Origin of the sequence: Pseudoduganella umbonata (assembly GCF_014192225.1) — a bacterium.
Lineage (GTDB): Bacteria > Pseudomonadota > Gammaproteobacteria > Burkholderiales > Burkholderiaceae_D > Rugamonas > Rugamonas umbonata.
Genome location: NZ_JACHXS010000002.1, coordinates 500099 through 513557, shown reverse-complemented (window position 1 = coordinate 513557; position 13459 = coordinate 500099). Strand labels below are relative to the sequence as shown.

General features: G+C 63.7%; 14 protein-coding genes and 1 pseudogene. 8 read left to right on the top strand and 7 right to left on the bottom strand.

All coding sequences use genetic code 11. The features are described from left to right. Positions 1-34: 34 nt before the first annotated feature. Together FHS02_RS07295 and FHS02_RS07290 are read right to left on the bottom strand one after the other, a co-directional pair. Positions 35-1063 carry a M48 family metallopeptidase gene (locus tag FHS02_RS07295; RefSeq protein ID WP_137314683.1) on the bottom strand — a complete coding sequence of 343 codons (1029 nt, stop codon included), beginning with the start codon at positions 1061-1063 and terminating at the stop codon, positions 35-37. Positions 1064-1065: 2 nt separating this feature from the next. Next, positions 1066-2116: pseudogene (locus tag FHS02_RS07290) on the bottom strand (YjgN family protein). A 208-nt stretch (positions 2117-2324) separates the two neighbouring features. On the opposite strand from FHS02_RS07290, the gene ffh reads away from it, so the two are divergent. Next, positions 2325-3692: a signal recognition particle protein gene (gene ffh / locus FHS02_RS07285; protein ID WP_137314684.1), complete on the top strand. Its 1368-nt coding sequence runs from the start codon at positions 2325-2327 to the stop codon at positions 3690-3692. Between the two features lie 319 nt (positions 3693-4011). Continuing rightward, positions 4012-4395, top strand: coding sequence for an SWIB/MDM2 domain-containing protein (locus FHS02_RS07280; protein WP_137314685.1), 384 nt, complete (start codon positions 4012-4014; stop codon positions 4393-4395). Between the two features lie 241 nt (positions 4396-4636). On the opposite strand, the gene FHS02_RS07275 is transcribed toward FHS02_RS07280, so the two are convergent. Together FHS02_RS07275 and FHS02_RS07270 are read right to left on the bottom strand one after the other, a co-directional pair. Further along, the gene (locus tag FHS02_RS07275; protein ID WP_137314686.1) at positions 4637-5272 is read right to left on the bottom strand and encodes a lytic transglycosylase domain-containing protein; all 636 of its coding nucleotides are present in this window, start codon (positions 5270-5272) and stop codon (positions 4637-4639) included. Beyond that, positions 5272-7008, bottom strand: a complete 1737-nt coding sequence (locus tag FHS02_RS07270) for a proline--tRNA ligase (protein WP_137314687.1) — start codon at positions 7006-7008, stop codon at positions 5272-5274. The genes FHS02_RS07275 and FHS02_RS07270 overlap by 1 nt, the downstream gene beginning before the upstream one ends. A 231-nt stretch (positions 7009-7239) precedes the next feature. Between FHS02_RS07270 and FHS02_RS07265 the strand changes: the two genes are divergently transcribed. Together FHS02_RS07265 and FHS02_RS07260 are read left to right on the top strand one after the other, a co-directional pair. Continuing rightward, a complete protein-coding gene (locus FHS02_RS07265; protein WP_137314688.1) occupies positions 7240-7869 on the top strand; it encodes an RNA pyrophosphohydrolase in 630 nt (209 codons plus the stop codon). 219 nt (positions 7870-8088) lie between these two features. Further along, positions 8089-8520: a DUF1841 family protein gene (locus FHS02_RS07260; protein ID WP_137314689.1), complete on the top strand. Its 432-nt coding sequence runs from the start codon at positions 8089-8091 to the stop codon at positions 8518-8520. 252 nt (positions 8521-8772) lie between these two features. On the opposite strand, the gene FHS02_RS07255 is transcribed toward FHS02_RS07260, so the two are convergent. Together FHS02_RS07255 and FHS02_RS07250 are read right to left on the bottom strand one after the other, a co-directional pair. After that, positions 8773-9111 carry a c-type cytochrome gene (locus tag FHS02_RS07255; RefSeq protein WP_137314690.1) on the bottom strand — a complete coding sequence of 113 codons (339 nt, stop codon included), beginning with the start codon at positions 9109-9111 and terminating at the stop codon, positions 8773-8775. A gap of 11 nt (positions 9112-9122) precedes the next feature. Continuing rightward, on the bottom strand, positions 9123-9452 hold the full coding sequence (locus tag FHS02_RS07250; RefSeq protein WP_137314691.1) for a c-type cytochrome: 330 nt from the start codon (positions 9450-9452) through the stop codon (positions 9123-9125). A 218-nt stretch (positions 9453-9670) separates the two neighbouring features. Between FHS02_RS07250 and FHS02_RS07245 the strand changes: the two genes are divergently transcribed. From FHS02_RS07245 to FHS02_RS07230, 4 genes are all read left to right on the top strand, one after another. Beyond that, positions 9671-10534, top strand: coding sequence for an AAA family ATPase (locus FHS02_RS07245; protein WP_137314692.1), 864 nt, complete (start codon positions 9671-9673; stop codon positions 10532-10534). After that, positions 10531-11124, top strand: a complete 594-nt coding sequence (locus FHS02_RS07240) for a GNAT family N-acetyltransferase (protein ID WP_137314693.1) — start codon at positions 10531-10533, stop codon at positions 11122-11124. Before FHS02_RS07245 ends, FHS02_RS07240 begins: the two co-directional genes overlap by 4 nt. Further along, a complete protein-coding gene (locus tag FHS02_RS07235) occupies positions 11118-12287 on the top strand; it encodes a vWA domain-containing protein (RefSeq protein WP_137314694.1) in 1170 nt (389 codons plus the stop codon). The genes FHS02_RS07240 and FHS02_RS07235 overlap by 7 nt, the downstream gene beginning before the upstream one ends. A gap of 99 nt (positions 12288-12386) precedes the next feature. Next, positions 12387-12647 carry a hypothetical protein gene (locus FHS02_RS07230; RefSeq protein ID WP_229422234.1) on the top strand — a complete coding sequence of 87 codons (261 nt, stop codon included), beginning with the start codon at positions 12387-12389 and terminating at the stop codon, positions 12645-12647. Between the two features lie 97 nt (positions 12648-12744). Here the strand turns inward: FHS02_RS07230 and FHS02_RS07225 are convergent, their stop codons facing one another. Then, positions 12745-13449 carry a TorF family putative porin gene (locus tag FHS02_RS07225; protein ID WP_137314695.1) on the bottom strand — a complete coding sequence of 235 codons (705 nt, stop codon included), beginning with the start codon at positions 13447-13449 and terminating at the stop codon, positions 12745-12747. Positions 13450-13459 lie beyond the last annotated feature (10 nt).

Here is a 13459-nt window from a genome sequence, read left to right as displayed (position 1 = left end):
GGTTCCCGGGGGCCTGAGACCCCCGGCCCGGACCTTACTCGCCGTGCCGCCGCAGCCGGGCCACCTTGGCCAGCCGCTCCGCCGTGGCGGGGTGGCTGGCCAGGTAGGCCGGCACCTTCATCCCCTTCTCCAGCCCGTGCAGCGCCGCGAACACCCGTTCAAGGTGCGCCAGCGGCAAGCCGTTGCGCTGTAGCAGCGCGACCGCGTAATCGTCGGCCTCCCCCTCCGCCTCGCGCGAATGGCGCAAGTCCAGCGCCAGCGCGGGCAGGCCGGCCACCAGCGAGCTGGCATCGCCGTACAGCACCAGCGTGGCGGCGGCAACGATCGAGCCCTGCACCAGCCGGCGCGTCAGGTGGCGCCCGTGCAGGTGGCCCAGTTCGTGCGCCAGCGTGGCCATCACGGCGCCGTCGTCGTCCAGCAGTTCGACCATTTCATCGGTCATCACGATGTGGCCGGACGGCAGGGCGAACGCGTTCGGGCCGATGCGGCTCTTGCGGAACACCAGCTGCCACTGCGGTGCCGGGCCGTCCGGCATGGCGCCCACGGTGTCGGGCGGCACCAGCCGCGCGAAACGCGCCGCCAGTGCTTCGCGCCGCGCTTCGGGCAGGCGGCTGGGCGCGAACACGTGCCGGTCCAGCAGCGCCAGCGTGCCCTGCCCCATCTGCCGTTCCACCGATACCGGCAGGTTGCGCGCCACCAGGTCGGCGCTGGCCGGCAGCACGAACAGGTAGCCCAGCACCAGTACCCCGGCGGTCACGCACAGCGCCGCCAGCGCGCCGCGCCAGCTTTGCTGCGCCCGCACCACCGTGCTGTCGCGGTGGCCGGTGGCGCGCAGCAGTACATCGAGCGCTTCCTGGTCGTCCGCTTCGAACGTCGCTTCGTCGGGGAAGGTCAGCTTGCGCGGCGCCCGGGCGATGCGCTCTGCCACGCGCATTTCTTCCAATGGCGTGCTGCGCTCCACGTCGCCCGCCAGGTGCACCGTCCCATCGCGCACCGCCAGCGTGACGCGGTGCGCGCGCGACGTGCGGCCGTCGAAATAGATGCCGCCCAGTTCCCGGTCCATCGTCACAGCGCCAGGTCGAAGCCACCGATGTCGGCAGCGCCTTCGCCGATTGCGCCGACATCAGCACGCTGGCCGGCGGTAATGTCGTCCAGGCTGCCGTTCACGACCAGCGACGTGCACTCGAGGCGGTACTTCAGCGCGCGCACGACGGCGAAGGGAATGAACAGGCCCAGCGTGAAGATGATTGCCAGCGTGTTGGTGATGTACAGCGACGCCAGCTTCCCGGTTTTCATCGTCGAGCGGAAGCCATGCTGGCCGAGATAGGTGTGGTTCCAGATCAGGTTCTGCAGCGAGGCCATGGCCACGAACATCACCACCAGGACATAGGGATAGATGGCCACCGGCACCCAGGCCATCGACTCCGTCTCGAGCTTTTTCAGGGCGATGGCAATCATCAGGAGGAATCCCATGACGACGGAGCCCGCCATCAGCAAGCCGAACCCATACAGGTAAACCTTGTAGAAACCGCCCACCGAGGCATCGAACGAGAACGGCACGCTGCCGTAGCGGCTGTTGGTGTGCTGGAAGCGCTTGATGCGCTGGTGGACGAACGGGTACAGCAGGCCCAGGCTCAGTACACCCAGCAGCGGCAGCAGCAGGTAATGGAAGTAGGCGCCCCTGGCGCTGCCGTCGAAGCCGAAGCGGATGCCGCGGTAGCTGCTGTTATATAGCGAGAACTGCAGGCTCTTCCAGATCAGCCACGGCATCACGGCCATCAGCAGCGCCAGCATCGCCATGCCGGCGGTCAGCGACAGCTTGAGCGCCAGGTTGTAGCCGCCGAACAGCACGGCGGCCACGATGCGGCCCTTCAGGATCGCGCCCGGCGTGGCGTGGTACTCGAAGCCGCCGCCGGCCAGCCGCGTGTTCGCATAAAAATACTGGTTGCGCCGCCTTGGCCCAGGCCGAATAGATGCCCAGCGTGACGACCGTCAGCAGCAGGTTGACGATCCAGATCCGGAAATATTCGCTGCCGGTCGCGGTAAATACAAAGCCCTCTTCCCGGCTCGCAGGTTCTTCCTGCTGCAATGCACCGCCGCTATATATGCTGCTCATGATGCTCCCCATGGTTGATGTGAACGAGCACGATGCAGCGGCGTGGAATTGTTGTCAATTCGAAATGACAAACGTTCTCATCAAGTGTGCACGGCTGTGACAATTGGAGAGCATCGGCCGTTCTCCACGCCGGACCGGGGCTCTCGCAGTCATGTAAAATGGCACTGTTTACGGGCACCTGCCCGCCCCTCTTACCTGATCACCCGACATGCTAGACAATCTGACTCAACGCCTTGCCAAGGTCGTCAAGACCATGCGCGGCGAGGCCCGCCTGACCGAGACCAACACCGCCGAGATGCTGCGCGAAGTGCGCCTTGCGCTGCTCGAAGCGGACGTGGCGCTGCCCGCGGTGCGCGAATTCATCGGCAAGGTCAAGGAAAAAGCGCTTGGCGAGGAAGTGGTGGGTTCGCTGTCGCCGGGCCAGGCGCTGGTGGGCGTAGTGCAGCGCGAGCTGGGCGCGCTGATGGGCGCCGACCTCGGCCCCGAAGCCGCGCAGCTGAGCTTTGCGCAGCAGCCGCCGGCGATCATCCTGATGGCCGGCCTGCAGGGTGTCGGCAAGACCACCACCGTCGGCAAGCTGGCCAAGTACCTGCGCGAGCAGAAGAAGAAAAAAGTGCTGACCGTCTCGGCCGACGTGTACCGCCCGGCCGCGATCGCGCAGCTGCAGTCGGTGACGGGCCAGGCCGGTGCCGACTTCTTCCCGTCGACGGCGCAGGACAAGCCGGTGGACATCGCCCTGTCCGCGCTGGACTGGGCGAAGAAGCATTACCACGACGTGCTGATCATCGACACGGCCGGCCGCCTCGGCATCGACGAAGAGATGATGAAGGAAATCGCCGCCGTGCACGGCGCGGTCAAGCCCATCGAGACGCTGTTCGTCGTCGATGCGATGCTGGGCCAGGATGCGATCAATACCGCGAAGGCCTTCAACGACGCGCTGCCGCTGACCGGCATCGTGCTGACCAAGCTCGACGGTGACTCGCGCGGCGGCGCGGCGCTGTCCGTGCGCCACATCACCGGCAAGCCGATCAAGTTCGCCGGCGTGTCGGAAAAGCTCGACGGGCTGGAAGCATTCGATCCGGCGCGGATGGCCAACCGTATCCTCGGCATGGGCGACATCCTGGCGCTGGTGGAAGAAGCACGCAAGGGCGTCGATGCCAAGGCGGCGGCGGACCTGGCCGCGAAGGTCAAGGCGGGCGGCAAGTTCGACATGAACGATTTCAAGGCGCAGCTGGGCCAGATGAAGAAAATGGGCGGCATGGCCGGCCTGGTCGACAAGCTGCCGGCCCAGTTCCAGCAGGCCGCCGGCAACGCCAACATGGACCAGGCGGAAAAGCAGGTGCGCCGCATGGTCGGCATCATCGATTCGATGACCCCGGCCGAACGCGCCAAGCCGGACCTGATCAAGGCGGCCCGCAAGCGCCGCATCGCGGCCGGCGCCGGCGTGCAGGTGCAGGAAGTAAACCGCATGCTGAACCAGTTCGAGCAGATGCAGACCATGATGAAAAAGCTGCAGGGCGGCGGCATGATGAAGATGATGCGCAGCATGAAAGGCATGATGCCCGGCCTGCGCTGAAACGCGGCCATGGCGGCGGCGCGGCGACTTGCCGTACCTGAGTACTGTCTGCGTCGCCGCGCCTTGCCCTGACCACGTTGCAGCGCAGTCCACAACGACTGTATTCTGCGTTCGCAAAGCCTGATCCCACAGGCGCTTTTCCCTCGAAACCGCCCTGCGCGCAAGCCCAGCGGCGGTTTTTGCCATTATTAACCTTTCCTTACGTGCCGTTTCCCACAAATAAGACGAAAAACGCTTGCATCCTTGTAAAAAGCCCACCAATATTAGCCGTGCGATTGTAGTGCGCAAATTTCCATGTGTTTGTTAAGGAGGCTCGAATATGGCAACAGCCAAGAAATCCACGGCAGCACCTGCCAAGAAAGCCGCAACCAAAGCGGCTCCGGCAAAGAAGGCCGCCGCTCCAGCGAAAGCTGCAGCCAAGCCGGCAGCAAAAAAGGCAGAACCCGCAGCACGCAAGCCCAACGCAGCATTCATGAAAGAGATGACTCCGTCCGCAGAGCTGTCCCCGGTAGTAGGCGCCTCCCCGCTGCCGCGCACGGAAGTCACGAAGAAAGTCTGGGAATACATCAAGAAGCACAACCTGCAGGACGCCGCCAACCGCCGCATGATCAACGCGGACGACAAGCTGAAAGCTGTCTTCGGCGGCAAGGCCCAGGTGTCCATGTTCGAAATGACGAAGCTGATTTCCGATCACCTGAGCTGACCATGCACCGGCCAGACCGGTACCGAACACCATCCCCGGCGTGTCATGCGACCGGGGATTTTTTATGGCGAACCCGCGGCAAAACCGGTGACAAAACCGGTGACAGACACCTATTTTTCTGGAACATTCGTTGCAAAAAAACCGGTGACAGACACCTATTTTCGTTGCAAAAAAATGGTGTCTGTCACCGGTTTTGAAACCCCGGCTTCGCCACCGGTTTGACCTGTTGTGACCGGCTCTGCTACCTCCAGTTATTCCAGGCTTTGAGTACCGCATTCGGATAGGCCGGCTTGCCGCGGCTGCCGTTGTAGCGGCCCAGCGCGAGATACAGGTCGCCGCGCTCCATGTCCAGGTACATGCGCAGGATCGCGCAGCCGTAGCGCAGGTTGGTCTGCATGTTGAACAGCTTGCGGCGGTCGCTGTCGCCGATCACGTTGGTCCAGAACGGCATCACCTGCATGTAGCCGCGCGCGCCCACGATCGAGATGGCGTACTTGCGGTACGCCGACTCCACCTGGATCAGGCCCAGCACGAGCGACGGCTCGAGGCCGGCGCGGCGCGCCTCGTACCACACGGTTTCCAGGAATTCGCGGCGGTGCAGTTCGTCGGGCAGCTTGCGCTTCAGCCGGCCCGACATGTCGGCCAGCCACGCGTCGTAGCGGGCCTGGTCGGCCGGGTTGGTGAACGCCGGCTTCGGCGCGCGGGCGTCGAGGATAGCATTGGACAGCGCCAGCCGCACCGAGTCGGCCAGCGCTTCTTCCTTCTGGTTGCCGGCAAAGCCGAACGGCGCGCACAGCACACCGGTGGCGAAAGCCACCGTATGCCACCAGCGCAGGGGGCGCGCCCACCAGCGGCGCCGTTCCCGGCCCGCCTTCATTACTGCTGCACTCGGGCCTTGATGAAGGCCACGATGTCCGCCAGCGGCACGTTGGTCGCTTCGGTATCGCGGCGGCCCTGGTATTCCAGGTTGCCGTCCTTCAGGCCACGGTCGCCGATCACCACGCGGTGCGGCACGCCGATCAGTTCCCAGTCGGCGAACATCGCGCCCGGGCGCAGGCCGCGGTCGTCGACGATCACGTCGATGCCGGCCGCCAGCGCCGCCGCGTACAGCTTGTCGGTCTCTTCCTTCACCAGCTCGCTGCGGTCGTAACCCATCGGGCACAGCACCAGCTCGAACGGCGCGATCGAGGTCGGCCAGATGATGCCCTTGTCGTCGAAGTTCTGCTCGATCGCCGCACCCAGGATACGCGTGACACCGATACCGTAGCAGCCCATCTGCAGCGGCGCCGGCTTGCCGTTCTCGTCCAGGTAGGTGGCGTTCATTGCGGCCGAGTACGCGGTCCCCAGCTGGAACACGTGGCCCACCTCGATGCCGCGCTCGATCGCCAGTACGCCCTTGCCGTCCGGCGAAGGATCGCCTTCGACCACGTTGCGCAGGTCGGCCGTCACGTGCGGCTCGGCCACGTCGCGGCCCCAGTTGGCGCCGGTGAAGTGGAAGTCTTCCTCGTTGGCGCCGGTGACGAAGTCGGCCATGTTGGCCACGGTGCGGTCGGCCACGATGGTAACCGGCGCCTTCGTGCCGATCGGCCCCAGGTAGCCCGGCTTGCAGCCGTACACTTCGAGGATTTCCTGTTCGGTCGAGAAGCGGTAAGCGCCCTGCAGGCCCGGTACCTTCGCGGCCTTGATCTCGTTCAGTTCATGGTCGCCGCGCAGCAGCAGCATGAAATACTGTTTATCCAGTTTGCCGTCCTTCTCCGTCTCGGCCGTCAGCGCGATCGTCTTCACCGTCTTCGACAGGTCGATCCCCAGCAGTTTCGCGACGTCCTCGCACTTGGCGGCCTTCGGCGTGGCAGTCTTGACCAGTTCGGCGGACGGCGCGGCGCGCGTGCCCGACGCCACCGCCTCGGCCGCTTCCATATTGGCCGCGTAGTCGGAGGTGGGGCAATACACCAGCGCATCTTCGCCGGTGCTGGCGATCACGTGGAACTCGTGCGAACCGGTGCCGCCGATGGCGCCGTTGTCGGCCGCCACGGCGCGGAACTTCAGGCCGAAGCGCGTGAAGATCTTGGTGTACGCATCGAACATCACCTGATAGGACTTTTGCATGCCTTCCAGGTCGCGGTCGAACGAGTACGCATCCTTCATCGTGAATTCACGGCCGCGCATCAGGCCGAAACGGGGACGGCGCTCGTCGCGGAACTTGGTCTGGATGTGGTAAAAATTCAAAGGCAGCTGGCGGTACGACTTGATCTCGCTACGCACGACATCGGTGATCACTTCCTCGGAGGTCGGCTGGATCGCGAACTCGCGGCCATGCCGGTCCTTTACGCGCATCAGTTCCGGCCCCATCTTGTCCCAGCGGCCCGTTTCCTGCCACAGCTCGGCCGGCTGGACCAGCGGCATCAGCAGCTCGATGGCGCCGGCGCGGTTCATCTCCTCGCGCACGATCGCTTCGACCTTGCGGATCACCTTCAGGCCCATCGGCATGTACGTGTAGATGCCCGAGCCCAGGCGCTTGATCATGCCGGCCCGCATCATCAGTTTGTGGCTGACGATTTCGGCGTCCGAAGGAGCCTCTTTAAGTGTGGAAATAAAAAACCGTGACGCACGCATATCTGTGAATTCTTTTCAAAAAGAGAGGGTTATAATCAACCTAATTTTAAAGGATTAGCTGGCTGATGCATCCATCATTTATACAATCTGGTCAACTGCGGCGTTCAACAGCGGGCTTGCCGCCCGTCTCCGTACCAGGGAGGCAGTGAAGGCAGGCGGACTTGTGGGCAAAAATGTAAGAGATAGATGTAAAGAGGGTTGCATCGGCACGCAGAAAGTTTGAGGTGCACTATGCTCGATCGGGAAGGGTTCCGCCCCAACGTCGGCATCATCCTGCTCAACTCGCATAACGAGGTGTGGTGGGGCAAGCGGGTGCGCGAGCACTCATGGCAATTTCCGCAAGGAGGAATCAAGTACGGCGAAACACCCGAACAGGCCATGTACCGGGAGTTGCAGGAAGAAATCGGCCTGAAGCCGGAACACGTGAAAATCGTGGGCCGCACGCGCGACTGGCTGCGCTACGAGGTGCCGGACCATTTCATCAAGCGCGAGATCCGCGGCCATTACCGTGGCCAGAAGCAGATCTGGTTCTTGCTGCGCATGTGCGCGCGCGACAATGAAGTGAACCTGCGCCTGACGGATCATCCCGAGTTCGACGCCTGGCGCTGGCACGAATACTGGGTGCCGTTGGACGTGGTCATCGAATTCAAGCGCGAGGTGTACCAGCGCGCGCTGCAGGAGCTGTCGCGCTTCCTGACCTGGCCCGCGCACGGCGAACGCCGTCATTCATCGCGCTACCTGCGCCAGCCGCACGGCCGCGGCCAGCAAGGGCAGCGGCCGCAGCATCAGAACGTTGCGGCGCCACCGCAGGAACTGGTCGGCTGCGACGGCGCGGCGCTGGCCGGTTCCGCCAAGCGCTGACGTTCGCCGGCGTTTGCCGGCGTTTCGCGCCGCCGGATGCACTGGTGTCGGACATCCTGCCTTCGGCAGGGTGTCGGACACCGGTTTTCCTCGCACCGGTGTCCGGCAGGGATTTTTCCCCGCATCGCGTTCCGCGTCGTTCTTGCCCGTCCACGGCATGCGCCGGCGTTTCTTTGTACAATGTGCGCCTCCCTGCACAATGCACGCCCTCCGCCAGCCATGTTCACCCCCTCTTCCAACGACGTCCGCCGCTTCTTCTGCGAAGTGTCCCGCAAGGACCGCGCCCATGAAATCCTGACCCCGCTCGAAGCGATGGCGCTGGACTGGGTGCGCCTGCATCCCGAATACGATGACGCGCTGGCCGACGTGGACGCGGCGCTGGCGCGCGATTATTCGGTGGAAGGCGGCCAGGCCAATCCCTTCCTGCACCTGTCGATGCATTTGTCGATTTCCGAACAGGTATCGATCGATTCGCCGCGTGGCATCCGCGCCGCCTACGAAGCGTTGTCGAAAAAGCTCGACTCCACGCACGAGGCGCAGCACGAAATCATGGAATGCCTGGGGGAGATGATCTGGAAGTCGCAGCGCAGCGGGCTGCCGCCGGACGGCGAAGCGTACATCGACGCCGTCAAGCGGCGCGCGCAGCAATAAAAAACAGGGACAGGCCCTGATACCGTTCAGTTAGCAGTGTCCGGTGCAATCGATAGCGGTTGCGCTCTGGTGTCGGACACCGGCTTCCTGGTGTCGGACACCGGTTTTTGCTCGGATATTGCGAAAAACGGCGCCGAAAACCGGTGTCGGACACCTGGAGGTGTCCGACACCAGTAACGCAAGCGCCGTCGGCAAATGTCGAATTTCGCTTATCTGAACGGCATTGGCGTCGGACACCGGTTTTCCTGAAAACTACCGCTTGACGACCATCGACCCCGGCAGGCTGTGCAGATACGCAGCCAGGTCCTCGATATCCTTGTTCGACAGCGGCTTCACCAGCCCGCCCATGATCGGGTTGTTGCGGCCGTTCGGGCCGTCGCCGCGCTTGTAGGCGACCAGCGCGTGCGCCAGGTAATCCTTGTGCTGGCCGGCCAGCTTCGGATAGCTCGGGTCGATCGGCGAGTTGTAGTCCTTGCCGTGGCAGGTGGCGCAGGCGTACTTGTCGGCCAGCGCCTTGCCGTTGTTGATGTTGGCGGCGAAGGCGGTGGCGGAGGCGATGCAGCAGGCCACGGCGAGCAGGGTTTTCTTCATCGTGGTCTTCCTCATTTCTGCTTGGCGTAATAGGCGGCGATGTCGGCGATGTCCTGGTCGGACAGGCTGACGGCGATGCCCTTCATCGACGGATGCTTGCGATCGCCTTTCTGGTAGGCCTTCAGCGCCGCTTCGATGTACCTGGCGTTCTGGCCGCCGATCTTCGGCACCTGGAACACTTCGGGGAAGGTAGCCTTGTAGCCGGGGATGGCATGGCAGCCGATGCACATTTCGATCTTGGCTGGCGCGGCGGCCGGGTTGCCGACGACGTCCGCGGCGATGGCGACCGGGGTTGCCTGCGTGGCGCCGGCAAGCAGGAACACTGCTATGAGTCTATTCATGGGTGGCTAGTCGAATCCAAAAGAGTAATTGGAGGGGACTCATTCTCATCGCGGTCTCCGTGTCCCCCTTGCTGCTTGCATAAATACTTGCTTTTCGTGCTACCAGCGGCCGATTCTAGCGCAGCTGTTTCCGGTCGTCCACCACGATTCCAGTACGTTCTGGCATGCTCGGAACTACCGTATACTGGCCTTTTTTGTTCGCTCCGGAAAGCTTTTCCATGACCGCTCCCCACCAGACTCCCCGTTTCGAAGGCTCCGCCCAGTACGTTGCCACAGCCGACCTGAAACTCGCCGTCAACGCGGCGCTCACGCTGCAGCGCCCGCTGCTGGTCAAGGGCGAACCGGGCACCGGCAAGACCATGCTGGCCGAGGAAGTGGCCGCCGCGCTGGACCGCCCGCTGTTGCAATGGCACGTCAAGTCGACCACCAAGGCGCAGCAGGGGCTCTACGAATACGACGCCGTTTCGCGCCTGCGCGATTCCCAGCTGGGCGACGAGCGCGTGCGCGACATCCACAACTACATCGTCAAGGGCGTGCTGTGGCAGGCGTTCACCGCGCCGGAACCGGTGGTGCTGCTGATCGACGAGATCGACAAGGCCGACATCGAATTCCCCAACGACCTGCTGCGCGAACTGGACCGGATGGAGTTCTACGTGTACGAGACGCGCGAGATGGTGGTGGCGAAGCACCGCCCCCTGGTCATCATCACGTCGAACAACGAGAAGGAACTGCCGGACGCCTTCCTGCGCCGCTGCTTCTTCCACTACATCGCCTTCCCCGACAAGGATACGATGGAAGCGATCGTGAAGGTGCACTTCCCGCACCTGAAACAGGAATTGCTCGCGCAGGCGCTGCGCACGTTCTACGAAGTGCGCGACGTATCGGGCCTGAAGAAGAAGCCGTCGACCTCCGAATTCCTCGACTGGATGAAGCTGCTGCTGGCCGAGGACATCCCGCCCGAGGCGCTGCGCAGCCAGGACAGCAAGGCCATCGTGCCGCCGCTGCACGGCGCGCTGCTGAAGAACGAGCAGGACGTGCACCTGTTCGAGCGCCTCGTATTCATGTCGAGGACCAACCGATGATCGTTGTGCAGCCCGTCACGCTGGAGTTCAACGGCGTGCGCCTGGCGCCGCTGGGCCCGGAGCATGCCGACGGCCTGCGCGCGGCCGCCCGCGACGGCGAACTCTGGAAGCTGCGCGTCACATCCGTCCCCGAGCCGGAAAACGTGGCGGCCTACATCGCCACCGCGCTTGAAATGCGCCCCGGCCGGCTGGCATTCGCCGTGCTCGATGCCGCCACCGGGCAGATCCTGGGCACCACCAGCTACCACGACATCGTGCCCGCCATCGGCCGCCTCGAGATCGGCTACACCTGGTATGCGAAAAGCCGCCAGCGCAGCCACGTGAACACAAGCTGCAAGCGCATGCTGCTGGCGCACGCCTTCGACACGCTGGGCTGCGCCGTCGCTGGCCTGCGCACCGACAACTTCAACCATGCCTCGCAGGCCGCCATCGAACGGCTCGGCGCGAAGAAGGACGGCGTACTGCGCCACCACGCGATGCGGCGCGACGGCACCGTGCGCGATACCGTCATGTACAGCATCGTGCGCGGCGAATGGCCGGAAATCCGTGCCCATATCGACGACCTCCTGCAACGTCCACGCCCATGCTGATCGACTTCTTCTTCACGCTGAAGGACGCGAAAATCCCCGTCACCATCAAGGAATTCCTCACCTTGCTGGAGGCGATGGAAAAGGGCGTCGTCACGCAATCGCTCGACGATTTCTATTACCTGGCGCGCCTGGTACTGGTGAAGGACGAAGCCCACTACGACCGCTACGACCGCGCCTTTGCCCAGTACTTCAAGGGCATTGACGGCGCGTTCGACGGCAAGGCGTCGATCCCGCTGGACTGGCTGCTGCAGCGCATGAAGCGCGAGCTGACCGACGAGCAGAAGGCCGCGCTGGAAAAATTCGGCTACGACAAGCTGATGGACCGGCTGGCCGAGCTGCTGAAAGAACAGAAGGAACGCCACGAAGGCGGCGGCAAGTGGATCGGCACCGGCGGCACGTCGCCGTTCGGCAATGGCGGCACCAATCCGGAAGGTGTCCGGATTGGAGGAAAAGGCGGCAACCGTACCGCCGTCAAGGTGTGGGAGCAGCGCACCTACAAGGATTACGACGCCGGCAAGGAGCTCGGCACCCGCAACATCAAGGTTGCCCTGCGCCGCCTGCGCCGCTTCGCGCGCGACGGCGCCCACGAAGAGCTGGCGCTGGACCAGACGATCCGCGCCACCGCCAACAACGCCGGCTGGCTCGATATCCGCATGCAGCCGGAGCGCCGCAACAACGTGAAGGTCCTGATGCTGTTCGACGTGGGCGGCACCATGGACGACCACGTCGAACGCACCGAGGAACTGTTCTCCGCCGCGAAGTCGGAATTCAAGAACATGGAGTTCTTTTACTTCCACAACTGCGTCTACGACTACCTGTGGAAGAATAACCGGCGCCGCAATGCCGAGCGCTTTTCCACCTGGGACGTGCTGCGCAAGTACACGCCCGACACCAAGCTGATCTTCGTCGGCGACGCCACCATGAGCCCCTATGAAATCCTGCAGGCGGGCGGCTCGGTCGAATACAACAACGAGGAAGCCGGTGCCGAGTGGCTGGCCCGTTTCACGCATGCCTTCCCGAAGTTCGTGTGGCTCAATCCGGAGCCGGAACAGTTCTGGCAGTACCGGCAATCGATCGCCATCGTCCGGCAGATCGTCAACGACCGGATGTATCCCACCACGCTCGAAGGCCTGGAGCGGGCGATGCGGGTGCTGTCGAAATAGCCGTTACGGTTTTTACACGGCGGTTACGGGAACGGTCCGTTTCTTTACGGACCCGCCAGGGATGCGCTGCTATCGTGAATCCAGTCCAACTGCACAGCGATGGCCACCATGACCGATACCGTACCCTGCTCCACCCTGCTCCTTCAGATCACTGTCGACAGCGCATGCATGCTCGACCTGCGCCGCCTTGTCGTGCGCCATTGCGGCAGCATGCTGTCGTTCATGCGGATGCAGCCCATCGAGCATGCGACGAGGATGGTCGTATGGCTGCGTGTCACCGAGCCGGCGATGCGCGCGCTGATGGCGGCAGTGATGCAATACCTGCCCTCCGCCCAGTTCGGCCGCATGGTGAAATCATGATCGTCACCGTCGTCAGCGAGGGCGCCTGCGAAGCGAAGATGCTGCTGGCCGGACGGCTGGCTAATGGGTATCCAGCAATCGGCCCTTCCTCCGGTCGTCAGAACACCTTCGACACCGTCACCACCACGCCATCCCGGCCCGTGAACTTGCCGTTGACGGGCGACGCGTAAGCGGATTCGCTGGCGTTGGTGCCGATGTAAGCCAGCGCCACGGTGACAATGCCGAAGTCCCTCGTCACGCCGGCCTTCCAGTCCGTATAGCTGGCGGCATCGTGGCTGCGCACTTTTTGCCGGCCGGCGTGCAGGTTGACGGTCCAGCCGCCGCCCACGTCGTGGTTGAGCGAGGCATCCAGGTAGCCGCTGTGCCGGCTGTCGGAAAAGCCGAACAGGTTGGTTGCCGCATGCGAGTATTTCAGCGTGGCCGGGCCGTAGCCCAGCTGGCCGTAGCCTTCCAGCGTATCGGCGTCCGGATGCAGGCCGTTCGACGGATAGGCGTAGCCCAGCACTCCCACGTCATAGGTGATGCCGCCGGCGATCTCGCCGCGCTTGCCGGCGTAGACGTCGATCTCGACGCTGCCTTCGCCGCCGGCATCCTTCGTCCACTTGACCGTCGAGGCCCAGGCCCCAACGTAGAAGCCCTTGCCGGTCCAGTCGGCGCCGCCCTGTAGCGCGGGTTGCAGCCGGGTCTGCGAAATGCCCCGGTAGCGGTAGTCGGATACACCGGCCACGTTGTACGTGACCTGCGCCGACGCGCTCGCGGCAAATGCCATGGCAATGGAGAGGCCTGAAATCAGTCGTTTCATGATGATCTTT

Coding starts and splice junctions, on each gene's coding strand:
- FHS02_RS07260 (WP_137314689.1), top strand. CDS start 8,089: ATGTTCACCCCCTCTTCCAACGACGTCCGCCGCTTCTTCTGCGAAGTG.
- FHS02_RS07250 (WP_137314691.1), bottom strand. CDS start 9,452: ATGAATAGACTCATAGCAGTGTTCCTGCTTGCCGGCGCCACGCAGGCA.
- ffh (WP_137314684.1), top strand. CDS start 2,325: ATGCTAGACAATCTGACTCAACGCCTTGCCAAGGTCGTCAAGACCATG.
- FHS02_RS07295 (WP_137314683.1), bottom strand. CDS start 1,063: ATGGACCGGGAACTGGGCGGCATCTATTTCGACGGCCGCACGTCGCGC.
- FHS02_RS07225 (WP_137314695.1), bottom strand. CDS start 13,449: ATGAAACGACTGATTTCAGGCCTCTCCATTGCCATGGCATTTGCCGCG.
- FHS02_RS07240 (WP_137314693.1), top strand. CDS start 10,531: ATGATCGTTGTGCAGCCCGTCACGCTGGAGTTCAACGGCGTGCGCCTG.
- FHS02_RS07235 (WP_137314694.1), top strand. CDS start 11,118: ATGCTGATCGACTTCTTCTTCACGCTGAAGGACGCGAAAATCCCCGTC.
- FHS02_RS07255 (WP_137314690.1), bottom strand. CDS start 9,111: ATGAAGAAAACCCTGCTCGCCGTGGCCTGCTGCATCGCCTCCGCCACC.
- FHS02_RS07280 (WP_137314685.1), top strand. CDS start 4,012: ATGGCAACAGCCAAGAAATCCACGGCAGCACCTGCCAAGAAAGCCGCA.
- FHS02_RS07245 (WP_137314692.1), top strand. CDS start 9,671: ATGACCGCTCCCCACCAGACTCCCCGTTTCGAAGGCTCCGCCCAGTAC.
- FHS02_RS07265 (WP_137314688.1), top strand. CDS start 7,240: ATGCTCGATCGGGAAGGGTTCCGCCCCAACGTCGGCATCATCCTGCTC.
- FHS02_RS07230 (WP_229422234.1), top strand. CDS start 12,387: ATGGCCACCATGACCGATACCGTACCCTGCTCCACCCTGCTCCTTCAG.
- FHS02_RS07270 (WP_137314687.1), bottom strand. CDS start 7,008: ATGCGTGCGTCACGGTTTTTTATTTCCACACTTAAAGAGGCTCCTTCG.
- FHS02_RS07275 (WP_137314686.1), bottom strand. CDS start 5,272: ATGAAGGCGGGCCGGGAACGGCGCCGCTGGTGGGCGCGCCCCCTGCGC.